Origin of the sequence: Pseudomonas syringae (assembly GCF_001698815.1) — a bacterium.
GTDB classification, from domain to species: domain Bacteria; phylum Pseudomonadota; class Gammaproteobacteria; order Pseudomonadales; family Pseudomonadaceae; genus Aquipseudomonas; species Aquipseudomonas syringae_A.
The window spans coordinates 1-23,395 of record NZ_LGSI01000058.1 but is presented as its reverse complement, the minus strand read 5'-3'; the positions used below and the strand labels follow the sequence as shown (position 1 = coordinate 23,395).

The window sequence follows — 23,395 nt, the reverse complement described above, 5'->3', positions numbered from 1 at the left end:
CAAATGACCTTACAGACCACTCCACACACTTTGGCTGAGAACACTATGACCACTGCAACTAAAAACACCGCCACCAAGAACCGCTTCCTGAAAACCTGCGCACTGGCCGCTGGCCTGGGCTTCATGTCCCTGCAGGCTTTCGCTGGCGACGCCGCGCTTTACGGCCCGACCGCTCCGAAAGGCTCGACCTTCGTGCGTGTGTATAACGCCAGCAGCGCTGAAATCAGCGCCACCGTCGGCAACACCAACATGAACGAAGTGGCTCCGCTGGGCAGCACCGCGTTCAGCTTCATGCCTCAGGGTGACTACAGCGCCAAGCTCGGCAGCCAGACGGTTCCGGTGAAACTGGCCAGCGATCACTACTACACCCTGGTCAACAACGTCAGCGGCAAGCCACAGCTGGTTGAAGAGCCGCCGTTCAAGAACAAGCAGAAATCCCTGGTGCGCGTGCAGAACCTCAGCGACAAAGCGCTGACCCTGAAAACCGCCGACGGCAAGACCGACGTGGTCAAGACCGTAGCCGCCAAAGGCACCGGCGAGCGTGAAATCAATCCAGTGAAAGTCACCCTGGCGCTGTATGACGGCGACAAGAAAGTCAGCGACCTGAAGCCAATTGCCCTTGAGCGTGGCGAAGCCGCCGTGCTGTACATCACTGGCAGCGGCAGCAGCCTGTCGCCAGTCTGGGTCAAGCCTCCAGTAGCCACTCGCTAAGCGAATTTAGTCAGTCGGTCCGAGCCCTTTCATTGAGAGCGGCGTGAGCGGACCGACCGACGCGGAACAAGAACAAGACAGAAACGACAGACAGAACGACGTTCAGCCCTATTTCGAATGCTATTGGAGATACAAAATGATTCCAGTGATCTTGTCAGGCGGTAGCGGTTCACGACTCTGGCCGCTTTCGCGTAAACAGTTCCCTAAGCAGTTCCTGGCATTGACCGGTGAACACACTTTGTTCCAGCAAACCCTCGAACGCCTGGTGTTCGACGGCATGCAGGACCCAATCGTGGTCTGCAACAAGGACCACCGTTTCATCGTCACCGAGCAACTGGCGGCCCTGAAACTGGAAACCCAGACCGTAATCATGGAACCGTTCGGCCGCAACACGGCCCCAGCGGTTGCCATCACTGCGATGCTGCTCCTGGCCGAAGGCAATGACGAGCTGATGCTCATTCTGCCCGCCGACCACGTGATCGACGATCAGAAAGCCCTGCAACGCGCCCTGGCCTTGGCCACCGTCGCCGCAGAACGCGGTGAAATGGTCTTGTTCGGCGTGCCAGCCACCAAACCGGAAACCGGTTATGGCTACATCAAATCCACTGCCGATGCACTGCTGCCGGAAGGCGTGAGCCGCGTATCGCAATTCGTCGAAAAACCAGACGAAAAACGCGCTGCGGAATTCGTTCAGGCCGGCGGCTACTTCTGGAACAGCGGCATGTTCCTGTTCCGTGCCAGCCGTTATCTGGAAGAGCTGAAAAAGCACGATCCGGACATCTACGACACCTGCATGCTGACTCTGGAGCGCAGCAAGCGTGACGGCGACAGCATCGACATCGACGAAGCCACCTTCGCCTGCTGCCCGGACAACTCCATCGACTACGCCGTGATGGAAAAAACCCAACGCGCCTGCGTCGTGCCGCTGACCGCTGGCTGGAATGACGTCGGTTGCTGGGCATCACTGTGGGAAGTGCATGAGAAAGACAGCAACGGCAACGTCACCAAAGGCGACGTCGTCCTGCAAGACAGCCGCAACTGCATGATCCACGGCAACGGCAAGCTGGTCTCGGTGATCGGCCTGGACAACATCGTGGTCGTGGAAACCAAAGACGCGATGATGATTGTCCACAAGGACAAGGTTCAAGGCGTCAAGCAGATGGTCAACACGCTCAATGAGCAGGGCCGCAGCGAAACCCAGAACCACCTTGAAGTCTATCGTCCGTGGGGTTCCTACGACTCGGTCGACATGGGCGGCCGCTTCCAGGTCAAGCGCATCTCGGTCAAGCCGGGCGCCAGCCTCTCGCTGCAAATGCACCACCACCGCGCTGAACACTGGATCGTGGTATCAGGCACGGCTCAGGTTACCTGCGATGAGAACGTGTTCCTGCTCACCGAAAACCAGTCCACCTACATCCCGATCGCCTCGGTCCATCGCCTGAAAAACCCAGGCAAGATCCCGTTGGAAATCATCGAAGTGCAATCGGGCAGCTACCTGGGTGAAGACGACATCGAACGTTTCGAAGACGTCTACGGCCGCTCCAACAACCTGGACACGGGCGTAAAAACCCAGACCCTGGCACGCTAAAAAGAGCGGCAGGCTTCACGTTCGAAGCCTGAAGCTTTAACGAGCAGTCGCCCCCAACGACTTTCTGCGTATCCCCATCCGCAGAGGGTTGTTGGGGGTTTTTTAGTTATGACCTGGATGACAGGAAGGGGTCATGAGACGGGCCACCTTGTCCACGAGTTCTGCAGAAAAAGCCATGTACCTGGTTGTAGCTAGGTAGGTGCCTCAATATCTTGCTTAGCGAAATAGTCTTGCCCCGCTTCACGATCAAAACATCATGATAATTCTCACCAGTGAAATCACCGGAGGATGCGATGACAGGCTTTGGATTCAAAAGCTGACTATGGTGCAGGAAAGCGGACACCGGATCATCGAATGCAGGCGAATGAGCAATGTCGTAGTCTCTGGACTCGGCACCGGCGGCAATTACCTCCGCAGCCAAAACCTCCACTTTTCTTGATTGAAACCGGTGCAGGTCATTGCTCGAGGCCTCTAGCTGAGTATTGGCTCGCGCATAAAAGTTAAGTTTTAGAGGCGAACTGTATATTTTATGTACGGGAGATCTGAGCCGACCATGCCCATGGATTATGAGATCCTTCGGAGCGGAGGGGTTATGCAACTCAAACTGTCTGATTGTGAAATCCGGAAAGTTAACAGTGACAAATTTATTGTGAGCAGGACGATTCCAGATTTGCCAGAGTCTGGTCGTAACTCTCGGTAGAAAACGCCATGCATTTACCAACGTGGACATCTGTGGTGGTTCAACCGAACCACGGCGATGCAAAGACCCCACCGTTAGCGCGTCTTCATTATTTTTTAAATCCGGCCTTTTCTCCGAGCCTGGTTCGAGCGAAGCACCCTCAATTTCGTGCGGATGATTTGACTCTTGTGAGACCTCCCCCTCTTGGTCATGAAACCGCATAGGTGAATTCCTGACCATCCGATACACATTCAGCCCATCCAAAGCCCCAGCCGGATCCGAATTAATCCAGCGCTGCAACCATGGCGCGTAATACCTCAGCCCGTAGTAATACAACCCGGTTGCATCGCGCTCCTTGCCGGAATAGCGCACGGTTTTATAGCTGGCTTCGATGGCATTACGGCCTGCCCACCATGACGTGCCGCCGAACGGGTAGTAACTTTCCTGGCTGATGATTTGCGCGTCTTTGTCCAGTTCCAGCGTGCCGGATCCCAGATGGTCATTGAGCGTGTAACGGGTCTGGTCGTTTTCAAGGGCATCGGGCTTTCCTGCTTGCCAATGCAGCATTCGCACGCTGCTACGCCCAGCCTGGGTGGTGATCACATGCAGGGTTTCGCCCGTGGCGGTATTGGTGCGGATTTCCAGACCCGGCAGATAACGGACTTCATCGTGGTGGCTGACGGTTTTGGCCTGGCGGGTGCCGACCTTGCGCAGGCGTTGGCCGCTGGCGTCATAGATGTAGCGTTCGCTGTCGTCGTCACCCGTTTCGCGAACCACAGATCGCACCTGCTGCAACTGATTGCGCCAGTCCCAGCTCAGGGCTTGTCCGGCTTGCAGTTGCAGCAGGTTGCCGTTGGCATCGAATGCGGCAGCGATGGTTTCTTCATCCGGCGGTTGCTCATTTACAACCGGCAGGCTGCGATTGCTGGTGCGCGCCGTGACCAGCGTCCGCGAATGAGCCTGCGCGCCAACGTGGGTCAATTGCTGCAGATTGCCGCCTGCATCGTAGCGGTAGGTTTGCGTGTAATTGGCCAATTGCGTCGGATCAGGCGGGCTCTGAAACTCAGGAAAAACCGGCCCGTGATTGACCGTTGCCGCTTCCCTTCCGGTGGCTTCGATCAGTTGATAGAGCGTGTCGTACTGATAACTCGACACGGGCTCGATGCGCTGATTGGCAAAATATCGTGTCGACTGGGCGCGGTCTTCAATGCGGATGACGTTGCCCACCGGATCGTAGTCGTAAAGCAAATCCTGCAAATGGTCGCCGTTGTTGCGAGAGGCCTTTAGCTCGATCAGGCGACCATCTTCCGCGCGGTACACGGCGGTAGTTATTACGCCGTTGCCGGCGGTTTCAGACTGCACGCGACCTTGAGCGTCGTAGCTGATGGCACTGACCAGCACCTGCTCCGGCTGATCCTTGAGCTGCACTGAAACAGCTTTGAGTTGACCCGCGACGGTATGCGCAAAAGCCTGAACATTGCCCAGCGCATCGGTTTGCCTGAGGACCTCGCCCAGCGGCGTGTATGCCCAGCGCGTGCTCGCGCCAGCGCCCGGTTCCAGCAGGGCATCGCGTTCGGACTCCAGTTCAGGCCAGTCGGGATCATCAAGCTGCGCAAGAAAGTGCTGCGTCTGCTCAAGCGCTGCGCCGGTCAAGCCAAACGCGATAGTGCGGCGCGTACCCGCCGGGTCGTCATGACGCACCAACTGGCCGCACTGGTTTTGCGCGGCCGCGTCGGCATCGCCGTACTGCAGCCGCTCCAGGCACTGGTCATTTTCGAAAATGGCGGTCGGCCTGAGCCGCGCATCATATTCCAGCCGCCGCTCAGTACCTCGCCCATCCCAGCCCGACGACAATTCCCCGCCCTCGCCCGGCAACGAAAGTCGCCAGCCAGCATCGACACTCTCGCTGCAAAGCACCTCACCGCGCAGGGAATAAATGTTGCTGAGATTGGCCCGCGCCTGATCGGCCCACAACCTGGGATCCCAACTGCTGACCAGACGTCCTGCAGCATTGAAGGCCGAGCGGGTCACCCGTGCTTCGGCAGAATCAGCAGGCTGCGTGCGACACCAGGCAACGGAGCGCACCGTTAATCCGCGTGGATCGAAAGTCGTGAGCAACGGCGTATGTGGGTGCAAGGCGGTGGATTGTTCGTTCATGTCCCAGTCATCCCTGAGTGGTAATTCAAAGCCTAGGTGCCGAATACGGCCCAGGCAAATGTGTGCAGTTGTTTCCGTCTGAAAAATCCGGACCCTGGCATCCGCAAAGAGTTGTTGGTTTTTTTATGCCTGGAATTCTGCTCCGAACGCAGCCATACCGTCCGTCGCTACCTGTCAGAAGTGACAGTAGACGGCTAAACAATGCTGGATCTAAATGAAGGCGAGCTAAGGAAGCTCAAATAGAAAAGCAAACTCACAATCAGGATGAAAAAATGAAAAGCTCAAATCAATACAAGAGCGTTCAAGCAACCTTCAAAGTCCTTACCAACCATGACAAGCAAGGGTACCCAATTCCCTACGTTGAAGGAGCAGAGGACGGTACTATCAGGGTGGGCGAAACGTTTACCATTGTTTTACCACCCCATGTGAGCCCTTCTTATGAACGGGTACATTTCATGTTCAACACTGCCGGAGTCACCGCTGGAATATATATCAGGTTGCTGGATTTCGTATCCGGTGAGGCAACACGATTGGTTGTTACACCTGATGTCATAATCGCCGAAAAGCCCTTCAAGGTGGGCGACGTAGCAACCGTAGAAAGTTTCTTAGACATGCGAAACGTAGGTTGGGTTTGGGGAGAGGTATCGGTTCCCTATACGTTTATTTCCTAGAGTTTTTGGAAGCAAGCATGGAGCGGTAGGACCGGCTTCAGCCGGGAGGGCGAGAGTTCTGACGACACAATTGCTGCGAATGAACTGGCCTCCTCCCGGCTAAAGCCGGTCCTACGTAATGCATTCCAATTCAAACCGGTGAACTGCCGACTCTCTGGAATTGGCAAACCCCACCCCGCTTTCTGTACGATGCCCTCATCAATCCTGACGAGGCGTTCCCATGCTGATCGGCGCGGTGCTTATCCTGACCTGGCTCATCCTGTTACTGCGCTACCCCGCCAAAGCGTTGCCGGTTTCCCTGGCGGCGGCAGTGGGCCTGGGACTGGTTGCGGCGTGGGTGATCTGGGAGGACAGTCGCGATACCCGCAGGCTGGAGCGCCTGGAAGTTCGCCTCAATTACGCGCCGGAACAATGCCCGGTCGGTAAGCCGCTGCTGGTGCTCATCAACAACGGCAACAATGTTCCGCTGACCGAGCTGCGTTGGCGAATCGCGGCGTATGCGCCGGGCGAAAACATGAACCTCGCTGAAGAAAACTACAGCTCACCGCGCTACCGTGGCCCCGGCGAATTGCTGGCGGGCAGTCAATGGCAGGATTGCTTGCCGATGCCGCCATTGCGCGCCGGTTATCGCCCGCAGACGCTGGAATTCCGGGCGGAACATCTACAAGGCAGTTTCTCGAACTAAAAGGAAATCAGCATGCCCACCGCTCTCATTACCGGTTGCTCCAGCGGCATTGGTCGCGCACTGGCCGATGTCTTCAAAACTGCTGGGTATCAAGTCTGGGCCACCGCACGCAAGGCCGAAGACGTAGCCGTTCTGAACGCGGCCGGTTTCACCGGCGTGCAACTGGACGTCAACGACAGCGCCGCGCTTGAGCGTCTGGCGGTTGCAATCGAACAGCAAGGTGGCGTGGATGTGCTGATCAACAACGCCGGTTATGGCGCCATGGGGCCGTTGCTCGATGGCGGCGTCGAGGCCATGCAGCGTCAGTTCGAAACCAATGTGTTTGCCGTGGTCGGCGTCACCCGCGCGCTGTTCGCAGCACTGCGTCGCAATAAAGGGCTGGTGGTGAATATCGGCAGCGTTTCCGGGGTTCTGGTTACGCCGTTCGCCGGGGCTTATTGCGCATCCAAGGCAGCGGTGCATGCCTTGAGCGAAGCGTTGCGCCTGGAATTGGCGCCCTTCGACATTCAGTTGCTGGAAGTCCAGCCCGGCGCCATTGCGTCGAGCTTCGCGAAAAATGCCAGCCACGAAGCCGAGCAGCTGATCAGCGAGCAATCGCCGTGGTGGCCGTTACGCGATGCGATCCGCGCCCGAGCCAAGGCCTCGCAAGGCAATCCCACCCCAGCTACCGACTTCGCCCGCGACCTGCTGCGCGCCGTGCAACAACCCAACCCGCCCCGCCTGCTGCGCCTGGGCAACGGCTCGCGGGCGATGCCGCTGATGGCATGGCTGCTGCCCAAAGGTTTTCTGGATAACAAGCTCAAGCATCGGTTTGGGCTGAATCGGAAGTTGTGAGCACACCGACACTATGTGCAGCAAACATAGAATCTTGTAGGAGGGGACTTGTCCCCGAAAGGCGGTAGCTCAGGCAGCGTCAACCTTGCAGATTTTCGTTGTCAGGACCAGCGCATTCGGGGGCAAGTCCCCTCCTACCGGTCGTTGGATATTCAGGACCGAGCTCCAACGGATCAGTGCAACTCAGGATTCACAATCACCGTGCAGGTCGTCCCCGCCGACAGGATCACGTCTTCCGGCACCTGGTCCAGATGGATGCGCACTGGTACGCGCTGGGCCAGGCGTACCCAGTTGAAGGTCGGGTTGACGTCGGCGATCAGCTCGCGGCTTTCCGGGTTGTCGCGGTCGTAGATGCCTCGGGCGATGCTTTCGACGTGGCCCTTGAGCAACTGGCCGCTCATCAATTGCATGTCCGCTGGATCGCCGACGCGAATGTGCGGCAGCTTGGTTTCTTCGAAAAAGCCATAGACCCAGAACGAGTTCATATCCACCACCGCCATCTTCGCCTCGCCCATCCGTGCGTAATCGCCGCGATGCACGTTGAGGTTGGTGACGTAGCCGTCCACTGCCGCCAGCACGCGGGTGCGCCGCAGGTTCAATTCGGCCGCTTCCAGTTGCGCCTGGGCCAGTTGGTAATCGGCCTGGGCCGAGGTGGCGATGTTGCTGGCGTCGTCACGGCTTTCAGTGGAGATCACCAGGTTGTCCATGTCGGCGCGGCGCTTGGCGTTGACCTTGCGCATTTCCCAGGTGGCCTTGCGTGAAGCCACCAGCGCCTGCGCCTCTTTGACCGCCACTTGATAATGCTCGGGATCGATCTGCATCAGCAGGTCGCCCTTCTTCACCTGCTGGTTATCGCGCACCGGCACATCGACCACGGTGCCGGTGACATCTGCTGCGACGTTGATGATGTCAGCGCGAACCCGGCCATCGCGGGTCCACGGCGTATCCATGTAATTGACCCACAAGGTGCGGCCGATCCAGATGGCCAGGGCCAGCACCAATAACGTGGCAATCAGACTGAAGAGCTTTTTCATCAAGGGTTCTCAACGATAAACAGTCAGCGCCAGCGCGCCGAAAATACAAACGAACAGGCTCATGCGCAGCAGCGCCGGATGCCAGAAAAAACGGTACAGATCGAACCCGGACAACACGCGATCCAGCGCCCAGGCCAGCACGACGGCGATCAGGAACATCACGGTCACGATGGGCATGTACAAGCCATGAAAGGCGATTTCACGCGGCATTGAGGAGTCCTTGCGGCCGGCCGCCATCGGTATAAGCGGCCAGCGGTGATTGCGGGTCGAGCAACGAGGAGCGAATGAAATGCAGGTAGCTTTTCACCCGGCGCAGCGCTGAGGTATCGAAGTGCGGCGCGAACGGCTCATCGCTGGCCTGGACGCGACCAATCGCATGATCGACGGCGGCCAGCGCCCGCTGCAGATTGCTCTGGTCCGGCTGAATGAACAGGCGAATCAACGCACGGCCCATCACGCGAATAGCCACCCGCCACGATTGCCACGGCGCGTAGGCCGGATGGATCGGCAGAATCTCCTGCTCGCGGCGCAGCTCGATGATCGCGTGGCCGACTTCCAGCACCACAAACATCCAGCGCAGCAATTCGCGCTGCACCTGCGGCTTGCCCGCCGCCAGGCCATACGCCTGGTGCATCAGGTCGCGGGTCTGGCTTTCAAAACTCGAACCCAGGCGACTCAACGGCGCGCTGATGGCGAACACCACTTGCCGCCGCAGAGCGTCTTCCAGACGCCGCCACATCCAGCGGCTGTTGGGCGGCAGAATGATCGCTCCCGCCGCCGCACACAGCAACATGCCGATGACCATGGCGATGTAATCGTTGATGTACGCATAAGGGTTGTAGACCGTCAGGTTGTCCGGCACCGAGCCGATGCCGAAGAAAATCAGCAGACCCAATCCGTAGCCAGCCCATTGCGGGCGCGAACCGAGAAACGCGCCGAGCATAATCACCGGCGCAAGGAACACGCAAAGCAGCGGGAAGCCGTCGATGAACGGGAAGATAAAGAAGGTTTCGGTGAAGCCCAGCAGCGCGCCGAGCAACGTGCCGCAGGCCATCTGGAACGACATGCGTCGGGGATTGTTGGTGGTCGCCGACAACGCGACGGTTGCGGCTGAAACCAGGGTCATGGTCGCGCCGCTGGGCCAGGCGGTCGCCACCCAATACGCGCTCATGATCGACAGAATGAACGTCGCCCGAAATCCTGCCGCCAGTGCCGCAACCCAACTGGTCTTGGGCAGGAACGACTCTTGCCACTGTTCCCGCGCATGATTGTGATCGGCCAGTGACGCATGGGTCTGGGCGTAGTCATGCATGTCGTTGACCAGGCGATAGAGCAATTCGTACGCCGTATGAAAATCCAGCAGGTCGGCTTCGTTTGGCTCGGTCTGCTCCAGAGCCGCGCGCTGGCTGCGCACTTGGGCAGGCAAGTCCGCCTTGAACTGTTCGAGCTGGATGACCAGCTGCGCCGCATCGTCGGTGGTCAGGGCGCGGTCGGCGAAGCGTTCTAGCAGTTCGGCCAACGCACTCAGGCCCGGCTCGGTGGCCGTCGCCACTTGCGTCACGCCCTCGGCACGTAGACGCTCCAGCAATTGGTGCAAGGCGTTGAAGCGCGTGGTGATGGTCATGAATTCGCTGTTCAGGCGATTGAGCCGACCGTTGCGTCGGCGCATGTGCGGGTCTTCGAATACAGTGACGCTGCGCAAGCCTTCCAGACCGATGGCTTCAGCAATGAAGCGTACGTTGCCGGTCTCGAACGCCAGCCGATCCTGAGTACCGCGCAGGCCATCGGCGACAAACCGGGCAAATACGCCGAAGCGTTGATACAGCGCGTTGCGCATCGCGGCGGCAGAACTCTGCGGCAGGATTGCTGCAGTGACCGCTGTCGAGCAGACGATGCCCAGGGAAATTTCCAACACCCGCCACACCGCAGCCATGAACGAGCTTTCCGGGTGCGCCAGCGCGGGCAGGCCGACCATCGCGGCGGTATAACCGGCGAGTACGAAACCATAGGCGCGAAAGTTGCGATAACGCGCCGCACCCGCCGAACAGATGCCGACCCAGATAGCGAGACTGCCGAGGAACAGTTCGGAGTTCTGCGCGAACAAGGCCATCAGCACCACCATCATGGTGGACCCGGCCAGCGTGCCAAGCAGGCGATAAAAACTCTTGGCGAACACGTGCCCGCTTTGCGGCTGCATGACGATGAACACCGTGATCATCGCTGTGCGCGGCTGCGGCAGTTCCAGGCGCAAGGCCAGCCAGTACGTCAGGAAGGCGGCAATCAGCACCTTGAAGATGTAGATCCAGGTCACCCCATCGCTGCGAGCCCAGCTGAAGAACTCGCGGCGCCATGGGAGTTGTGTTATGCGGTTTAGATAGGCAGTCATGCGCGATTGAATACTGTGGGAGCGAATTTATTCGCGAAGAGGCCGGTACATCCACCAGAAATCCGTCGGCTGCAATTGAGTATTCGCGAATAAATTCGCTCCCACGGTGGTGCGCCAGCGAGCATATTCATCGATCAAACACCGCCAACACCGAAGGCGTTTTCGGTGCGCGGGTGGTTTCTTCGGCGGGGGAATCGTTGCCCGCCGACAAGCCGCCGCCCAGCGCCACCACCAGTTCGGCATGGGCGCTGAGGCGTGCGGCCTGGACCTGCTGCTGGATCTGTTGCTGATGGAACAACAAGGTCTGGGCGTTGAGTACGTTGAGGTAATCGGTCAGGCCACGCTGAAACGCGATCATCGCGATGTCGTAAGTCTTTTGCGCCGACGCCACGGATTCGCTGGCGAATACCTGCTGCTTATCCATAGATTCGCGACGGATCAGCTGATCGGAAATGCTCTTGAGGGCCATCACCAGCGTCTGGTTGTACTGCGCCACGGCGGCGTCATAGCCAGCGGCGGCTTCGCCCAGTTCCGAGCGCAGGCGGCCGCCATCGAAGATCGGCAGACTCACCGCCGGTCCGACGTTGTAATTGAATTTCTTGCCGGCGAGGAATTCCAGCATGCCGCCGCCGGTCGCCACATAACCGAGGCTGCCAACCAGATCGACGTTGGGATAGAAACCGGCATGGGCGATATCAATACCCCGCGCCTGCGCCGCCACCCGCCAGCGACTGGCGACCACGTCGGGACGCTGGCCGAGCAATTGCGCAGGCAATGCCGACGGCAGTTTCAAGGCGGTTTGCAAGGACAAGGTCGGGCGCTGTAATTGTGCGCCTGCGCCGGGGCCTTTACCCGCCAGCGCCGCCAGTTGATTGCGGCTCAGGGCGATGGCCTCGTCGAGAGAATCAATCTGGCGATGGGTTTCCGGCAGCGGCGTTTCGGCCTGGCTGACTTCGAAATGCGTGCCGATGCCGCCTTGCAGGCGACGCTGGGCAAGGTCCAGAAGCTGTTTTTGCTGGGCGAGCGTCGCTTCAACGATGTCGCGCTTTGCGTAGTTCAGCGACAGCTGGATGTAGGCGCGCACGATGTTGTCCTGCAATTCCAGCTGCGCCTGACGTTCCTCAGCGGCGCTCATGTGCGCCATGTCCAGCGCACGCTCACTGGCGTTGCTTTCCCGGCCCCACAAATCAAGGGAATAACTCAGGCCCAGCGAAGCGCTGTTGTCCCAGGTCGTCGTACCGGCCAGCGCGCCAGGTCCGTAGAACTGATCGGCGCCCCAATTATGTCGTTTCAGGGAAGAATCGCCGGTGATGTGCAGCGACTCCGCCGACTCGGCGATCCCGGCCATGGCCCGCGCTTCCCGAACCCGAGCGGCGGCCATGGCCAGGCTTGGATTGCCTTGCGCTGCCAGTTCGATCCAGCGATTGAGTTGCGCGTCGCCATAGGCCCGCCACCATTGAGCTACGGGCCAATGGGCGTCCTGCGCGGCGCTCTGAATCGCCGCGTCGGTAGCCAGACTGTCAGGCGGCAGCGAGCTGCCTTGAGGGGCGATTCCACCGGTTCCAATGCAGCCGCTGATGATTAACGATAAAGCCCAGACACTGAGGGGCTTGAGCCCTCTGATGATGCGACGCGGCACTGCTGCAAATCCCGACTTTAATGAAATAGCGCTAAGACAGCGATTCTAGGCGGCGTCTTGCCAGCCGATAAGCCGGGATAACTGCGATTCTTTGTTACCGAACGGGGAATAATCCTTTGGTATAGGTGACATGGATCAGTAACTTTCTGTCACAATTTGCTATCTCATCAGAGAACTGCCCATGGATACCCTGCAAAACATGCGCGCTTTCAGTTGTGTGGCGCAAGCGGGAAGTTTTACCGCTGCCGCCGTACAGCTGGACACGACTACCGCCAACGTGTCGCGCGCCGTTTCAAATCTTGAAGCTCATTTGCAAACTCGTCTGCTTAACCGCACCACTCGGCGCATCGCGCTGACCGAGGCCGGCAAGCGTTACCTGTTGCGCTGCGAGCAGATCCTGGGTTACGTCGAGGAAGCCGAAGCCGAAGCCAGCGACGCCCATGCGCGGCCCGCCGGTCAGCTCAAGGTTCATTCGATGTCGGGTGTTGGTCAGCATTACGTGATTGATGCCATTGCCCGCTATCGGCGCAATCATCCAGACGTCGCGTTCGACCTGACTATGAGCAACCGCGTGCCGGACTTGCTCGAAGAAGGCTATGACGTGTCCATCGTGCTCGCCAGCGAACTGCCGGATTCGGGCTTCGTGTCCCAGCGCCTGGGGATCACCTACAGCATCGTTTGCGCCTCCCCGGCCTACGTCAAAAGTTTCGGCGTGCCGGTCAAGCCCACCGACCTGCTCAATCACGCATGCCTGCGCCTGGTCAGCCCGGTGTTCCCGCTGGAGAAATGGCTGTTCGACGGCCCCGAAGGCCAGGAAATGGTCACGATCAATTCCTCGCCGTTCCTGGTCAACTCGGCCGACGCCATGAAAGCAGCGATCTCCAGCGGCATGGGCGTGGGCATCCTGCCGATCTACTCCGCCATCGAAGGCCTGCGCAACGGCACGCTGGTGCGAGTCTTGTCCGACTACCGCTCTCAGGAGCTGAACCTGTACGCGATCTATCCTTCGCGGCAGTACCTGGATGCGAAGATCAAAACCTGGGTCGAATACCTGCGCGGCTCCCTGCCGGAAATCCTCGCCGCCCACGAAGCCGACCTGCAGAAGCACGCGATGCTGACGATCTCTTGAATGGCTGACACCACGCTGTAGGACCGCTTCAACCAAGAGCGCTGACACCGCTCTGTAGGACCGGCTTCAGCCGGGAGGGTGCGATGATCGTTAGCAAGCCACTAACCTCAAGGATGGGCAGCGGTCGAAAGGAATGTTAGCGTGCTATCCATTCGAACCGTGCGAGAGTGACTGCCCCGATGAAAAAGACCGTACTTGCCTTCAGCCGCGTATCTCCTGAAATGGCCGAAAGGCTCGAACAAGACTTCAACGTGATCGTGCCCGACCCGAAACTGGGCGACATGAACGCTCAGTTCAACGAAGCGCTGCCCCAATGCCACGGAATGATCGGTGCCGGTCGCGCATTGGGCCGTGAGCAGCTGGCCGCCGCGACCCAGCTGGAAGTGGTGTCGAGTATCTCGGTGGGTTACGACAACTACGACGTCAGCTACTTCAACGAGCGCGGGATCATGCTGACCAACACCCCGGACGTGCTGACCGAAAGCACCGCCGACCTGGGTTTCTCGTTGATCATGAGCAGCGCCCGTCGCGTCGCGGAACTGGACGCCTGGACCAAGGCCGGCCAGTGGAAGCGCAGCGTCGAAGCCGCGCAGTTCGGCACCGATGTGTATGGCAAGACGCTGGGCATCGTCGGCATGGGCAATATCGGCGCTGCCGTCGCCCGCCGTGGTCGTCTGGGTTTCAACATGCCGATCCTGTACAGCGGCAACAGTCGCAAGACCGAACTGGAACAGGAACTGGGCGCACAATTCCGCAGCCTTGATCAGCTGTTGGCCGAATCGGACTTCGTCTGCCTCGTCGTGCCCCTGAGCGAAAAAACCAAGCACCTGATCAGCACCCGCGAACTGGGCCTGATGAAATCCAGCGCGATCCTGATCAACATCGCTCGCGGCCCAATCGTCGACGAACCCGCGCTGATCGAAGCCCTGCAAAACGGCACGATTCGCGGCGCGGGCCTGGACGTCTACGAAAAAGAACCGCTGAGCGATTCGCCGCTGTTCAAACTGAGCAACGCCGTGACCCTGCCACACATCGGCTCGGCGACCACCGAAACCCGCCAGGCCATGGCCGATCTGGCCTACAGCAACCTGCGCAGCGCCCTGCTTGGCGAGAAGCCGCAGAACCTGGTCAATCCGCAGGTCTGGAAGGGTTGATCTTCGGCGTTTCGAACATTGTCCTCCCGGCTGAAGCCGGTCCTACAGCGTGCGTCTGATGCTCACCGTAGGACCGGCTTTAGCCGGGAGGCTTCATCTTCAGCAACTACCTTCGGTTTCCTGAACACCAGCACATTCCCCAACATCACCAACACCAGCCCCATCAGCGCGGGGGTGGTCCATTGGTAGCCTTCGGCGAAGGCCGAGATGTTCAGCGCCACGATCGGGAACAGCACGGTGCAATACGCCGCGCGTTCCGGGCCCATGCGGCCGACCAGGGTCAGATAAGCGGTAAAGCCGATGACTGAGCCGGGAATCACCAGGTACAGCAACGAGCCGATATAGCGCGAGTTCCATTCGAAGGTGAACGGCGTGCCGCTGAGCAGGCAATACAGGCTGAGCATTGCCGCGCCGTACAACATGCCCCACGCGTTGGTGGTCAGCGGGCGCAGGCCAGCTTTCTGTTGCAGGCTGGAGAGCATATTCCCGGCGGAAAAACACAGTGTGCCCAGTAAGGCCAAACCCAGACCGATCAGGGTTTCGCGGCTGGCGCTGTGCCCGGACAATTCCGGCCAGAACAGGCACGCCAGACCGATCAAGCCCAGAGCACCACCGGCCAGCACGTTACGCGCGACTTTCTGCTTGAAGAAGATCCGCGCATTGAGGGCGTTCCACAGCGTCGAGGTGGAAAACACCACGGCGATCAGGCCGCTGGGGATCCATTGGCTGGCGGTGTAGAAACACATGAAGTTGATGCAGAACAGGCACAGGCCCTGGGCCAGGCAAATCAACTGGCCGCGCCGATTGACCGGTTGCAGGCGGCCGCTGAGCAGCAACATCGCAAACAACACCAAGGCTGCCAGACCGAAGCGATAGACGATCGACACCGGAATTGCCACGTCGCCCAGTTGCAGTTTCAAGGCGATCCAGGTGGTGCCCCAGATAAGCACGGTGAGCAGATAAAGCGAGATGTTCATGACGCGACTCCTGTTTGAGCCGTCAGTCTGCGGCGCGGCCTGTGTCGCCACTTGCATAAACTTGCGCTTTTGAGCTGATTTGACGGCTGGGTGGCTGGCAGCAGACGAGCCACGGAGTAGGATGCGAGGCGTAGAGGAAACGTCATGCCAGCCATCGAATCCATCCAGGTCTTCCAGGCCTTGAACAGTTCACCCAATGCCCGACTTGAGCAGAGCGCTGCGCTGGGCGACGGTTTGGTCGCGGCCTTGTGGAACAACCGGCACGACGCCCAGGAATATCACGCCCCCAGTCATCACACGTTGTCGTGCTACATCGACGGCGGCACCGGCACCTTTCGACGTGACCAGCCGGATCAGAAAGGCAGCCCGGACAAACTCTGTACGCTGCCCGCCGGACACGAATCGGCCTGGGTGATCAACGGTGAGATCCGTCTGGCACATCTTTATATAAGCCCGGAACAGTTCGCGTTGAGCTGCATCACCCTGCTGGACCGCGAGCCACGCGAGTTGCAGCTGCGGGAAAGCACCTTTATCGATGACGCCGAACAGGCCCGCCGCTTTCGCCAGCTGATCCAGCTGGACTGGAGCGAACCCGGCGAGCGCTTGCGCACCAGCAGCCTGGCCCACGACATGCTCAGCCACGCGATTCTTGGTCAGGTCGGGCTGCGCGAAGGCTTGCGTCTCAAGGGTGGACTGGCGCCACACCTGCGCCGGCAACTGGTGGAGTTCATCGACGCGCACCTTGCTGACCCACTGAGCCTGGGGCAACTGGCCGGGATTTGCGCATTGTCCGAATACCACTTCGCCCGGATGTTCCGCGAAAGCTTCGGCCTGCCGCCCCATCAATACCTGCTCGCCCGCCGCATCGCCCACGCCCGCCACCTGCTGCGCTCGACGCGCCTGGCATTCGGCGATATCGCCCTGGACTGCGGATTTGCCAGCGCCAGTCATTTCAACAACCGTTTCAGGCAGGTTGTCGGAGCTACGCCGGGGGAGTATCGGGGTGCGTTTTGAAACGAGACCTACTCAGCTCCCCAACTGACTGACTGCCAAAAACGGAGTGAGCAACAGCCCCGCCGCCGCCAGCAATAACACCAGCCTTGGTCGATACGGAATAAGGAATATCAGGATCAGCGCACTGGTCATCAACGCCGCGCCCCATTGCACCAGACCGATGCCCCAGCCCGCCGCGCCGACTGCCGCGCACAACGAGAGGATCAGCGCCAGCCAGCCAGCGGCGCGCAAGGCTCGCCCCCGCGTCACGTCAAGTTTGCTGTGCAGCAACTCGCCGTAATGCTTGGTCATCGACAGGCACAGGCCAGTAAATCCCAGGTAACACAACAGACTTGCCAGCAGCATCAGCGCGCCTCGCCTTCAAACTGCGGGGTATCGACGCTTTGCTGCTCGCGTTGCTTCAGCGGTTTTGCAGCTTCATCGGTAGCCAGCAGCGGCGGGATTGGGCGGAACTTGCGCGCGGCCCAGGCCAGGAACAGCCCGGTCGCCAATGCGGTCAGGTCAAAGCCGAGCAACACCCAATCGCCGTGCGCCAGAGAATCCAGCAGATAACGTCCGCTGGTCACGATGTCCAGCAATGGCAAACCGGCATACAGAAACGCACCCAGCGCCAGCTGTTCGCGCCAGGCGTTACGCCCGCTGCGCAACGCAGCGTGCAGCAGCGTCAGGCCCCAGGCGATGAAGAACATATTGATTTCCCAACCACTGCGCCCGGGGAAACTCACCGGCAACAGGCGATTGGTCCAGAAGAAGCTCGCTACGGCGATCATCAAGCCGCCCATACCGGCAATATTCAGCACCTCCACCAGCCGCAACTCGAATGGCAATACGCCGATTTTTTCGTGTTTGACCCGGCGCTTCTTCAGCCACATCACCAACCCGGTGCCAATCATCGCGGTGCTGGCAATGCCGAAAATAAAGTACATCCAGCGCAGCAGCGGCCCGGCAAAATGCCCCATGTGCAAGCCGTAGAAACCGCCGGAAATCAACAACGGCGCAGAACGCTGGACCGCAGTCGATTGCAATGCGCCCGTGATGCCGTTGAATGTCAGGCCAGCGCCGGGATCGTGAACGATGCTGTCCACACCACTGGGGAACAGCACTACGGTGGCATTGGCATCACCGGGATTGTTCACCGTCAACCGGCCGATATGCCCGCCCGGCATTTGCTCATCGGCTGTTTTGAGCATGGCCGGCAATGCCGCCAGCGGCGCCGGAACGCCCGCAGGCTTGACGTTTTCAGAGGTGGGAAACAGGTCGGCAAAAAACGCCTGGGTGTCTTTGCCGTAGCTGGCGACGATGCTTGCAGGCATGACCATCGACATGAAAATCACCAGGCTGCTGTAAGTGATCATCAGATGAAACGGCAACGCCAGCACGCCGATTGCGTTATGCCCGTCGAGCCAGGAACGCTGGCCTTTGCGCGGGCGAAAGGTGAAGAATTCCTTGAAGATTTTCTTGTGAGTGATGATCCCGCTGATCAGCGTGATGAACATCAACATCGCCGCAGCAGTGGCCAGCCAGCGGCCCCAAGGGTGCGGCATCTGCAATTGAAAGTGAAAACGGTAGAAGAACTCGCCGCCGCGACTGTCCCGCGCCTGCACTTCGGCACCGGTTTGCGGATCGAGGTTTTTCTGCACGAACGCGCCGCGTTGGCCCGGCTGCGCGGGCGCCTGCCACATCACGCCCAGCTTGGGATCGCGCTCGTCCGGCAAGTTGATGAACCAGCGCGACGCACCCACGGCATTTTGCTGAAGATACGCCTGTGCAAGCTCGGTGCTGGCCTGGGTATTGAGCGCCCGCACGGGAGTTTCCGGCTGGGTCCAGCGGGTGATTTCGGTCTTGAAATAGGACATGGTTCCGGTCAGGAAAATCGCGAACAGCAACCAGCCGAACACCAGGCCAATCCAGGTGTGCAGCCAGGCCATGGTTTGCCGGAAACCTTCCCTCATATCAGCCACCGCCCGCAAGCAAACGCGGCGCCCAGAAGCGCGCTGGGCAGCAGAACGCCGATCCAGGCCTGCCACGCGGTGCGGCAGGCAAAACACCAGAGCACCACCACCAGATACGCGAGAAACGACAGCAACATGCCAGTGATCACTGCTTCAGCGCGGGCCATGGGCATCCATTGGCTGACACAGACGCTGGTCAGGGCCGCGACCAGATAGCCGCCGAACAACGCCGCCAGAATCCGCGAAGTCACTGCCAGACGATACGCCAGCGACAAGGCCGCGCCTTTGCTCGGACGGGCTTTGCTCTTCGCGCGTACGCTGCTTTGCGGGCCGGTCTGCTGATTAGCCATGGCTGCGCCGTCCATCAACGAAACTCTGCCCGGAACGGGCACGACACAAGGTCTCTGCGGTCATGGAGCGGCATGGCGGGTTCCTGATTCGGGATCATCGAGTGCGACGGTTCGCAGCCAAGTGTAGGAAGAGCTACGAATAGCTGTACGAGCAGATCGTAATATTAATGATAAATATTCTCATATGCAAAAGAGTCTGACAGAATCTGCGCAATTATTGATTCATCGCGGACTGCAGTCGCTCATGCCCATCGCCCACTACGCGCCCAATCACACCGTCGAAGGCCTGTATAACGCCCATCACAACTGGCTGACGACCTGGCTGCGGCGCCGACTTGGCTGCCCGCACAGCGCGGCGGATCTGGCTCAGGACACCTTCGTCAAGGTACTGACGGCCCGGGATACGGCGCTGATCATCGAGCCGCGCGCGTTCCTGACCACGATTGCCAAGCGCGTGCTGTGCAATCACTACCGGCGCCAGGATCTGGAACGCGCCTATTACCAGACGCTGCTGGAGATGCCGGAATGTGTCGCGCCTTCCGAAGAAGATCGGGCGATCATTCTGGAAACCTTGCTGGAGCTGGATCAGCTGCTCGATGGCCTGCCGCTATTGGTCAAGCGCGCGTTCCTGCTGGCGCAGATCGACGGCCTGAGCCACGGGGAAATCGCCGGGCAACTGGGGATTTCCATCGCCACGGTCAAACGCCATCTGCACAAGGCCGCCCTGCGCTGCTACTTCGCTCTATGAACCAGAACGCCGAATCCCTGAACAAATCCGATATTCCTGCGCCGATTGCCGAGCAAGCGGTGAGCTGGCTGATTGAAATGCAGAGCGGCAGCCTCGAACCGCGCCGTCAGCAAGCCTGGCAAATGTGGCTGAACAGCAATCCCGAGCATCAGCGCGCGTGGGCGCATATTCAGCGGGTCAATCAGCGTTTGAGCGGGCTGTCTTCACCGCTGGCGCATGCGGCGATCAATGCGCCGAAGTCCAGCGGGCGGCGTCAGGCATTGAAGCTGCTGCTGTTGTTGGGCGCCGGGTCTGCCGCTGGCTGGGGCTTGCGCGAACAGGCGATGCTGCAACCGTTGCTGGCGGATTTCCACAACGGCATCGGCCAGCGGCGCAAGATTGCCCTGAGCGATGGCAGCCAACTGCACCTGAACAGCGCCAGCGCCGTGGATGTACGCTTCGATGCCCAGCAACGCCTGATCAAACTGCTGCAAGGCGAGATCCTGCTCACCGCCGCCGACGACCCGCGCCCATTGCTGCTGACCACCGCCGAGGGCAGCATTCGCCCGAGCATGGCGGGCAGCCGTTTCGATGTGCGGCAACTGGATGGCCGCAGCCAGATCGCGGTATTCAGCGGCGCCGTGCAACTAAGGCCCGACAACTTTCCGGGACCGGGCTTGCAGTTGCAGGCGTCACAGCAAGTCAGTTTCGGGCGCAACTCGTGGGATGCGATCCGCCCGCTGGACGCCAGCAGCGGCGCCTGGGCCGACGGCATGCTCGTTGCCGCGCACATGCGTTTGCAGGACTTTCTCGGCGAACTCAGCCGCTATCGACGCGGCCATCTGAATTGCGACGCCAAAGTCGCCGACCTACTGATTTCCGGCAGTTACCCGCTGAGCGACAGCGAGCGAATTCTGGACTTGCTGGAAGTCGCGCTGCCGGTTCGGGTCAAGCGCTTCACCCGGTATTGGGCAACCGTCGAGGCGCGGGTTTGAATCCCGAATCTGTTGGAGCGAGGCTTGCCCGCGAAGAACGTTAACGCGGTGAATCTGGCCCATCGTGGCGATTGCTTCGCGGCCAAGTCGGAACGCCGCCCGCTCGCTCCAACGGAAAAATGCGTTATTAAAAATAAGATGAGCTGTTTTGCTCATCTCGCGTGACAGACAGGAAAAGCACCTTAATCGTCTCGCCAAAGGACTCCTGCATGTCAGCCCGCCCCAGCCGTGTTTCTCCCCTCGCCCGCTCGTTGCGGCACATCCTGTTCGGCGCCGGTCTGGCGTTGAGCGCTGTTCCATTGGTTCAGGCGGCGGACGTTGCCAGCAAGCCTTACCACATCGCGCCCAGTACCCTGGAAACCGCACTGAACCAGTTCGGTCGTGAAGCGGGCGTGCTGATTTCCTTTGGCTCGCAGATCACCAACGGCTTGCAGAGTCGCGGTCTTGAAGGCCAATACACGCCGGAACAAGGCCTGGCCGCATTGCTCGAAGGCACCGGTTTGCAGGCGCGGGCCGATGGCCAGGATGGCTTCACCTTGCAACCGGCCAGCGTTGCCCAAGGTGAAGGTCCGGTTGAGCTGGAAGCGTCGACCGTGGTCGGCGACTGGCTCGGCGAAGCGCAGCAGATCAACGTCTTCGAGCACCCCGGCGCGCGGGATGTGATCCGTCGCGAAGAAATCGAACGCTCCGGGGCCAGCACCGCGCGCGAAGTGCTCAACCGTATCCCTGGCGTCAACGCCCCGGAAAACAACGGCACCGGCAGCCATGACATGGCGCTGAACTTCGGCATTCGTGGACTCAACCCGCGTCTGGCGTCGCGCTCGACGGTATTGATGGACGGCATCCCGGTGCCTTTCGCACCCTATGGCCAGCCGCAGTTGTCGTTCGCGCCGATCAGCATGGGCAACATGGACGCCGTGGACGTGGTGCGTGGCGGCGGCGCCGTAAGGTACGGCCCGCAAAACGTCGGCGGGATTGTCAATTTCGTGACCCGCGCGATTCCCGATGCGCCGACGGTCAAAGGCGGCTTCCAGACCGAAACCAGTCCGTCGTCCAGCCACGACGGCTTCAAGACCACTGGCAATCTGCTGGCGGGCGGCACCGCCGATAACGGTCTGGGCGGCGCGATTCTGTATTCCGGAGTGCGCGGCGGCGACTGGCGTGAACACAGCGACACCGAGATCGACGACCTGATTCTGAAAGGCAAATACCAGATCGACGACGCCAACAGCCTCAACGCCATGGCGCAGTATTACGAAGGCAACGCCAAAATGCCCGGCGGCCTGAACGTCGCCGATTACAAGGCTGACCCGTATCAATCGACGCGTCCCAAGGATGAGTTCTGGGGCCGCCGCACGCTGGTCAACTTCGGCTATCGCTACGAGCAGGACGCGCGGGTGTTCACCGCCAATACTTTCTTCACCAAGACTTTGCGCAGCGGTTATCTGGATCAAGGCAGCTTCGTTTCCCTGTCGCCCCGCGAATACTGGGTGCGCGGCCTGGAAACCCGCTTCTCCCAAGGTTTTGCGTTGGGCGAAAGCTGGAACGAAATCGGCGTCGGCTATCGCTACATCAACGAGGCCGGTCACGAACTGCGCTACCGCACGCCGACCACCTCCAACGAACTGCCCAGCACCGCCAGCCGCAACGACCGGGATACTCGCGGCGCGACCGAAGCCCACGCGATCTACATCGATGACCGTATTGATATCGGCAAGTGGACATTCACGCCTGGCATTCGTTACGAGATGATCGATTCGGCGCAGACCAACAACCTGACCAACGTCAAATATCAGGGCGATTACAACACCGCACTGCCCGCGTTGAACGTGCTGTATCACCTCACTGACACGTGGAATCTGTACGCCAACACTGAAGGTTCATTCGGCAGCGTGCAGTACAGCCAGATGCCGAATCGGGTGGCTGGCGGCGAAGTGAAACCGGAAAAAGCCCGCACCTGGGAACTCGGTACACGCTATGACAACGGCAACCTGCGCGCCGAGATCGGGGCGTTCCTGATCAACTTCGACAATCAGTATGAAAGCAATCAGACCAACGACACGGTAATTGCCCGAGGCGAAACCCGTCATCAGGGCATCGAGACCAGCATCAACTATGCGTTGAATGGTTTGAGCCCGGCGCTGGCCGGTTTCGATGTGTACGCCACGTATGCGTATGTTGACGCCAGCATCCGCGAAGACGGCCCGAACAAAGGCAACCGCGTGCCCTTCTCGTCCAAACACAAAGGCACCTTGGGCGTGGCGTATACCGAAGGACCGTGGAAGCTGAATCTCGACAGTTCGTATCAGAGCGATCAGTTCGCCGACAACGCCAACACTTCAGCTGAAAGCGCCGATGGCAGTACCGGCAAGATCCCTGGCTACATGCTGTTCAGCACCCGCGCCGGCTATGATTTCGGTCCACAGCTTAACGACCTGAACGTCGCCGTCGGGGTGAAGAACCTCCTCAACCACGAATACTTCACCCGCTCGTTCGACGACAACAACAAAGGCAAATACGTCGGCGAACCACGCACGGTGTATGTGCAAACCTCCGTGGCGTTCTGACCCGAACCAATCGGGCAATAGCGAAACCTGTAGGACCGAATTCATTCGGGAAGGCGGCATTCGATGCGCCAGATGCGCATCGAATGTACCGCCCTCTTCGGGGATAAATCCCCTCCTATGTATGGACTCGCCCACACTTTCAACCT

Annotated in this window: 20 protein-coding genes; 11 read left to right on the top strand and 9 right to left on the bottom strand. The window is 59.8% G+C overall.

The window, feature by feature from the left end:
* The first annotated feature begins 45 nt into the window (after nucleotides 1–45).
* Together AFK24_RS20625 and AFK24_RS20620 are read left to right on the top strand one after the other, a co-directional pair.
* Nucleotides 46–711 carry an alginate O-acetyltransferase AlgF gene (locus AFK24_RS20625; RefSeq protein WP_065834981.1) on the top strand — a complete coding sequence of 222 codons (666 nt, stop codon included), beginning with the start codon at nucleotides 46–48 and terminating at the stop codon, nucleotides 709–711.
* A 136-nt stretch (nucleotides 712–847) separates the two neighbouring features.
* Nucleotides 848–2,299: a mannose-1-phosphate guanylyltransferase/mannose-6-phosphate isomerase gene (locus tag AFK24_RS20620; RefSeq protein ID WP_065834980.1), complete on the top strand. Its 1,452-nt coding sequence runs from the start codon at nucleotides 848–850 to the stop codon at nucleotides 2,297–2,299.
* Between the two features lie 106 nt (nucleotides 2,300–2,405).
* On the opposite strand, the gene AFK24_RS20615 is transcribed toward AFK24_RS20620, so the two are convergent.
* Complete coding sequence (locus tag AFK24_RS20615) at nucleotides 2,406–5,135, bottom strand: RHS repeat domain-containing protein (protein WP_080482229.1); 2,730 nt, start codon at nucleotides 5,133–5,135, stop codon at nucleotides 2,406–2,408.
* A gap of 272 nt (nucleotides 5,136–5,407) precedes the next feature.
* Here AFK24_RS20615 and AFK24_RS20610 point away from each other — a divergent pair, with 272 nt between their 5' ends.
* From AFK24_RS20610 to AFK24_RS20600, 3 genes are all read left to right on the top strand, one after another.
* Nucleotides 5,408–5,806 carry a hypothetical protein gene (locus AFK24_RS20610; RefSeq protein WP_065834979.1) on the top strand — a complete coding sequence of 133 codons (399 nt, stop codon included), beginning with the start codon at nucleotides 5,408–5,410 and terminating at the stop codon, nucleotides 5,804–5,806.
* A gap of 220 nt (nucleotides 5,807–6,026) precedes the next feature.
* Nucleotides 6,027–6,491 (top strand): multidrug transporter, encoded by a 465-nt coding sequence (locus tag AFK24_RS20605; protein ID WP_065834978.1) that lies wholly within the window; start codon nucleotides 6,027–6,029, stop codon nucleotides 6,489–6,491.
* A 12-nt stretch (nucleotides 6,492–6,503) separates the two neighbouring features.
* Nucleotides 6,504–7,325 (top strand): SDR family oxidoreductase, encoded by an 822-nt coding sequence (locus AFK24_RS20600; protein ID WP_065834977.1) that lies wholly within the window; start codon nucleotides 6,504–6,506, stop codon nucleotides 7,323–7,325.
* 173 nt (nucleotides 7,326–7,498) lie between these two features.
* Here the strand turns inward: AFK24_RS20600 and AFK24_RS20595 are convergent, their stop codons facing one another.
* From AFK24_RS20595 to AFK24_RS20580, 4 genes are all read right to left on the bottom strand, one after another.
* Complete coding sequence (locus AFK24_RS20595; RefSeq protein WP_065834976.1) at nucleotides 7,499–8,359, bottom strand: efflux RND transporter periplasmic adaptor subunit; 861 nt, start codon at nucleotides 8,357–8,359, stop codon at nucleotides 7,499–7,501.
* A 9-nt stretch (nucleotides 8,360–8,368) separates the two neighbouring features.
* Complete coding sequence (locus AFK24_RS20590; RefSeq protein ID WP_020294396.1) at nucleotides 8,369–8,569, bottom strand: DUF1656 domain-containing protein; 201 nt, start codon at nucleotides 8,567–8,569, stop codon at nucleotides 8,369–8,371.
* Complete coding sequence (locus AFK24_RS20585) at nucleotides 8,559–10,745, bottom strand: FUSC family protein (RefSeq protein ID WP_065834975.1); 2,187 nt, start codon at nucleotides 10,743–10,745, stop codon at nucleotides 8,559–8,561. Before AFK24_RS20585 ends, AFK24_RS20590 begins: the two co-directional genes overlap by 11 nt.
* A 127-nt stretch (nucleotides 10,746–10,872) precedes the next feature.
* Nucleotides 10,873–12,384, bottom strand: a complete 1,512-nt coding sequence (locus AFK24_RS20580) for an efflux transporter outer membrane subunit (protein WP_065834974.1) — start codon at nucleotides 12,382–12,384, stop codon at nucleotides 10,873–10,875.
* A 181-nt stretch (nucleotides 12,385–12,565) separates the two neighbouring features.
* Here AFK24_RS20580 and AFK24_RS20575 point away from each other — a divergent pair, with 181 nt between their 5' ends.
* Nucleotides 12,566–13,513, top strand: a complete 948-nt coding sequence (locus tag AFK24_RS20575; protein WP_065834973.1) for a LysR family transcriptional regulator — start codon at nucleotides 12,566–12,568, stop codon at nucleotides 13,511–13,513.
* A 179-nt stretch (nucleotides 13,514–13,692) separates the two neighbouring features.
* Nucleotides 13,693–14,667, top strand: a complete 975-nt coding sequence (locus AFK24_RS20570) for a 2-hydroxyacid dehydrogenase (RefSeq protein WP_065835050.1) — start codon at nucleotides 13,693–13,695, stop codon at nucleotides 14,665–14,667.
* Nucleotides 14,668–14,729: 62 nt separating this feature from the next.
* Here AFK24_RS20570 and AFK24_RS20565 read toward each other — a convergent pair whose 3' ends face one another.
* Entirely contained in the window at nucleotides 14,730–15,644 is a 915-nt protein-coding gene (locus AFK24_RS20565; RefSeq protein ID WP_065834972.1) for a DMT family transporter, read from the bottom strand.
* A gap of 144 nt (nucleotides 15,645–15,788) precedes the next feature.
* On the opposite strand from AFK24_RS20565, the gene AFK24_RS20560 reads away from it, so the two are divergent.
* Nucleotides 15,789–16,658, top strand: coding sequence for a helix-turn-helix domain-containing protein (locus AFK24_RS20560; RefSeq protein ID WP_065834971.1), 870 nt, complete (start codon nucleotides 15,789–15,791; stop codon nucleotides 16,656–16,658).
* A gap of 12 nt (nucleotides 16,659–16,670) precedes the next feature.
* Here the strand turns inward: AFK24_RS20560 and AFK24_RS20555 are convergent, their stop codons facing one another.
* Genes AFK24_RS20555 through AFK24_RS20545 form a run of 3 tightly spaced genes read right to left on the bottom strand, consistent with a single transcriptional unit; the run spans nucleotide 16,671 to nucleotide 18,960 of the window.
* Nucleotides 16,671–17,003: a DUF3325 domain-containing protein gene (locus tag AFK24_RS20555; protein WP_065834970.1), complete on the bottom strand. Its 333-nt coding sequence runs from the start codon at nucleotides 17,001–17,003 to the stop codon at nucleotides 16,671–16,673.
* Nucleotides 17,003–18,610 (bottom strand): PepSY-associated TM helix domain-containing protein, encoded by a 1,608-nt coding sequence (locus tag AFK24_RS20550; protein WP_080482228.1) that lies wholly within the window; start codon nucleotides 18,608–18,610, stop codon nucleotides 17,003–17,005. The genes AFK24_RS20555 and AFK24_RS20550 overlap by 1 nt, the downstream gene beginning before the upstream one ends.
* The gene (locus AFK24_RS20545) at nucleotides 18,607–18,960 is read right to left on the bottom strand and encodes a DUF3649 domain-containing protein (protein WP_065835048.1); all 354 of its coding nucleotides are present in this window, start codon (nucleotides 18,958–18,960) and stop codon (nucleotides 18,607–18,609) included. Before AFK24_RS20545 ends, AFK24_RS20550 begins: the two co-directional genes overlap by 4 nt.
* A 244-nt stretch (nucleotides 18,961–19,204) precedes the next feature.
* Here AFK24_RS20545 and AFK24_RS20540 point away from each other — a divergent pair, with 244 nt between their 5' ends.
* The 3 genes from AFK24_RS20540 to fecA all read left to right on the top strand — a co-directional run bounded on the left by AFK24_RS20540 (nucleotide 19,205) and on the right by fecA (nucleotide 23,249).
* The gene (locus tag AFK24_RS20540; RefSeq protein WP_065835047.1) at nucleotides 19,205–19,708 is read left to right on the top strand and encodes a sigma-70 family RNA polymerase sigma factor; all 504 of its coding nucleotides are present in this window, start codon (nucleotides 19,205–19,207) and stop codon (nucleotides 19,706–19,708) included.
* Nucleotides 19,705–20,682 (top strand): FecR domain-containing protein, encoded by a 978-nt coding sequence (locus AFK24_RS20535; RefSeq protein WP_065834969.1) that lies wholly within the window; start codon nucleotides 19,705–19,707, stop codon nucleotides 20,680–20,682. Before AFK24_RS20540 ends, AFK24_RS20535 begins: the two co-directional genes overlap by 4 nt.
* 209 nt (nucleotides 20,683–20,891) lie before the next feature.
* Nucleotides 20,892–23,249, top strand: a complete 2,358-nt coding sequence (gene fecA / locus AFK24_RS20530; protein WP_065834968.1) for a TonB-dependent Fe(3+) dicitrate receptor FecA — start codon at nucleotides 20,892–20,894, stop codon at nucleotides 23,247–23,249.
* Nucleotides 23,250–23,395: the final 146 nt, after the last annotated feature.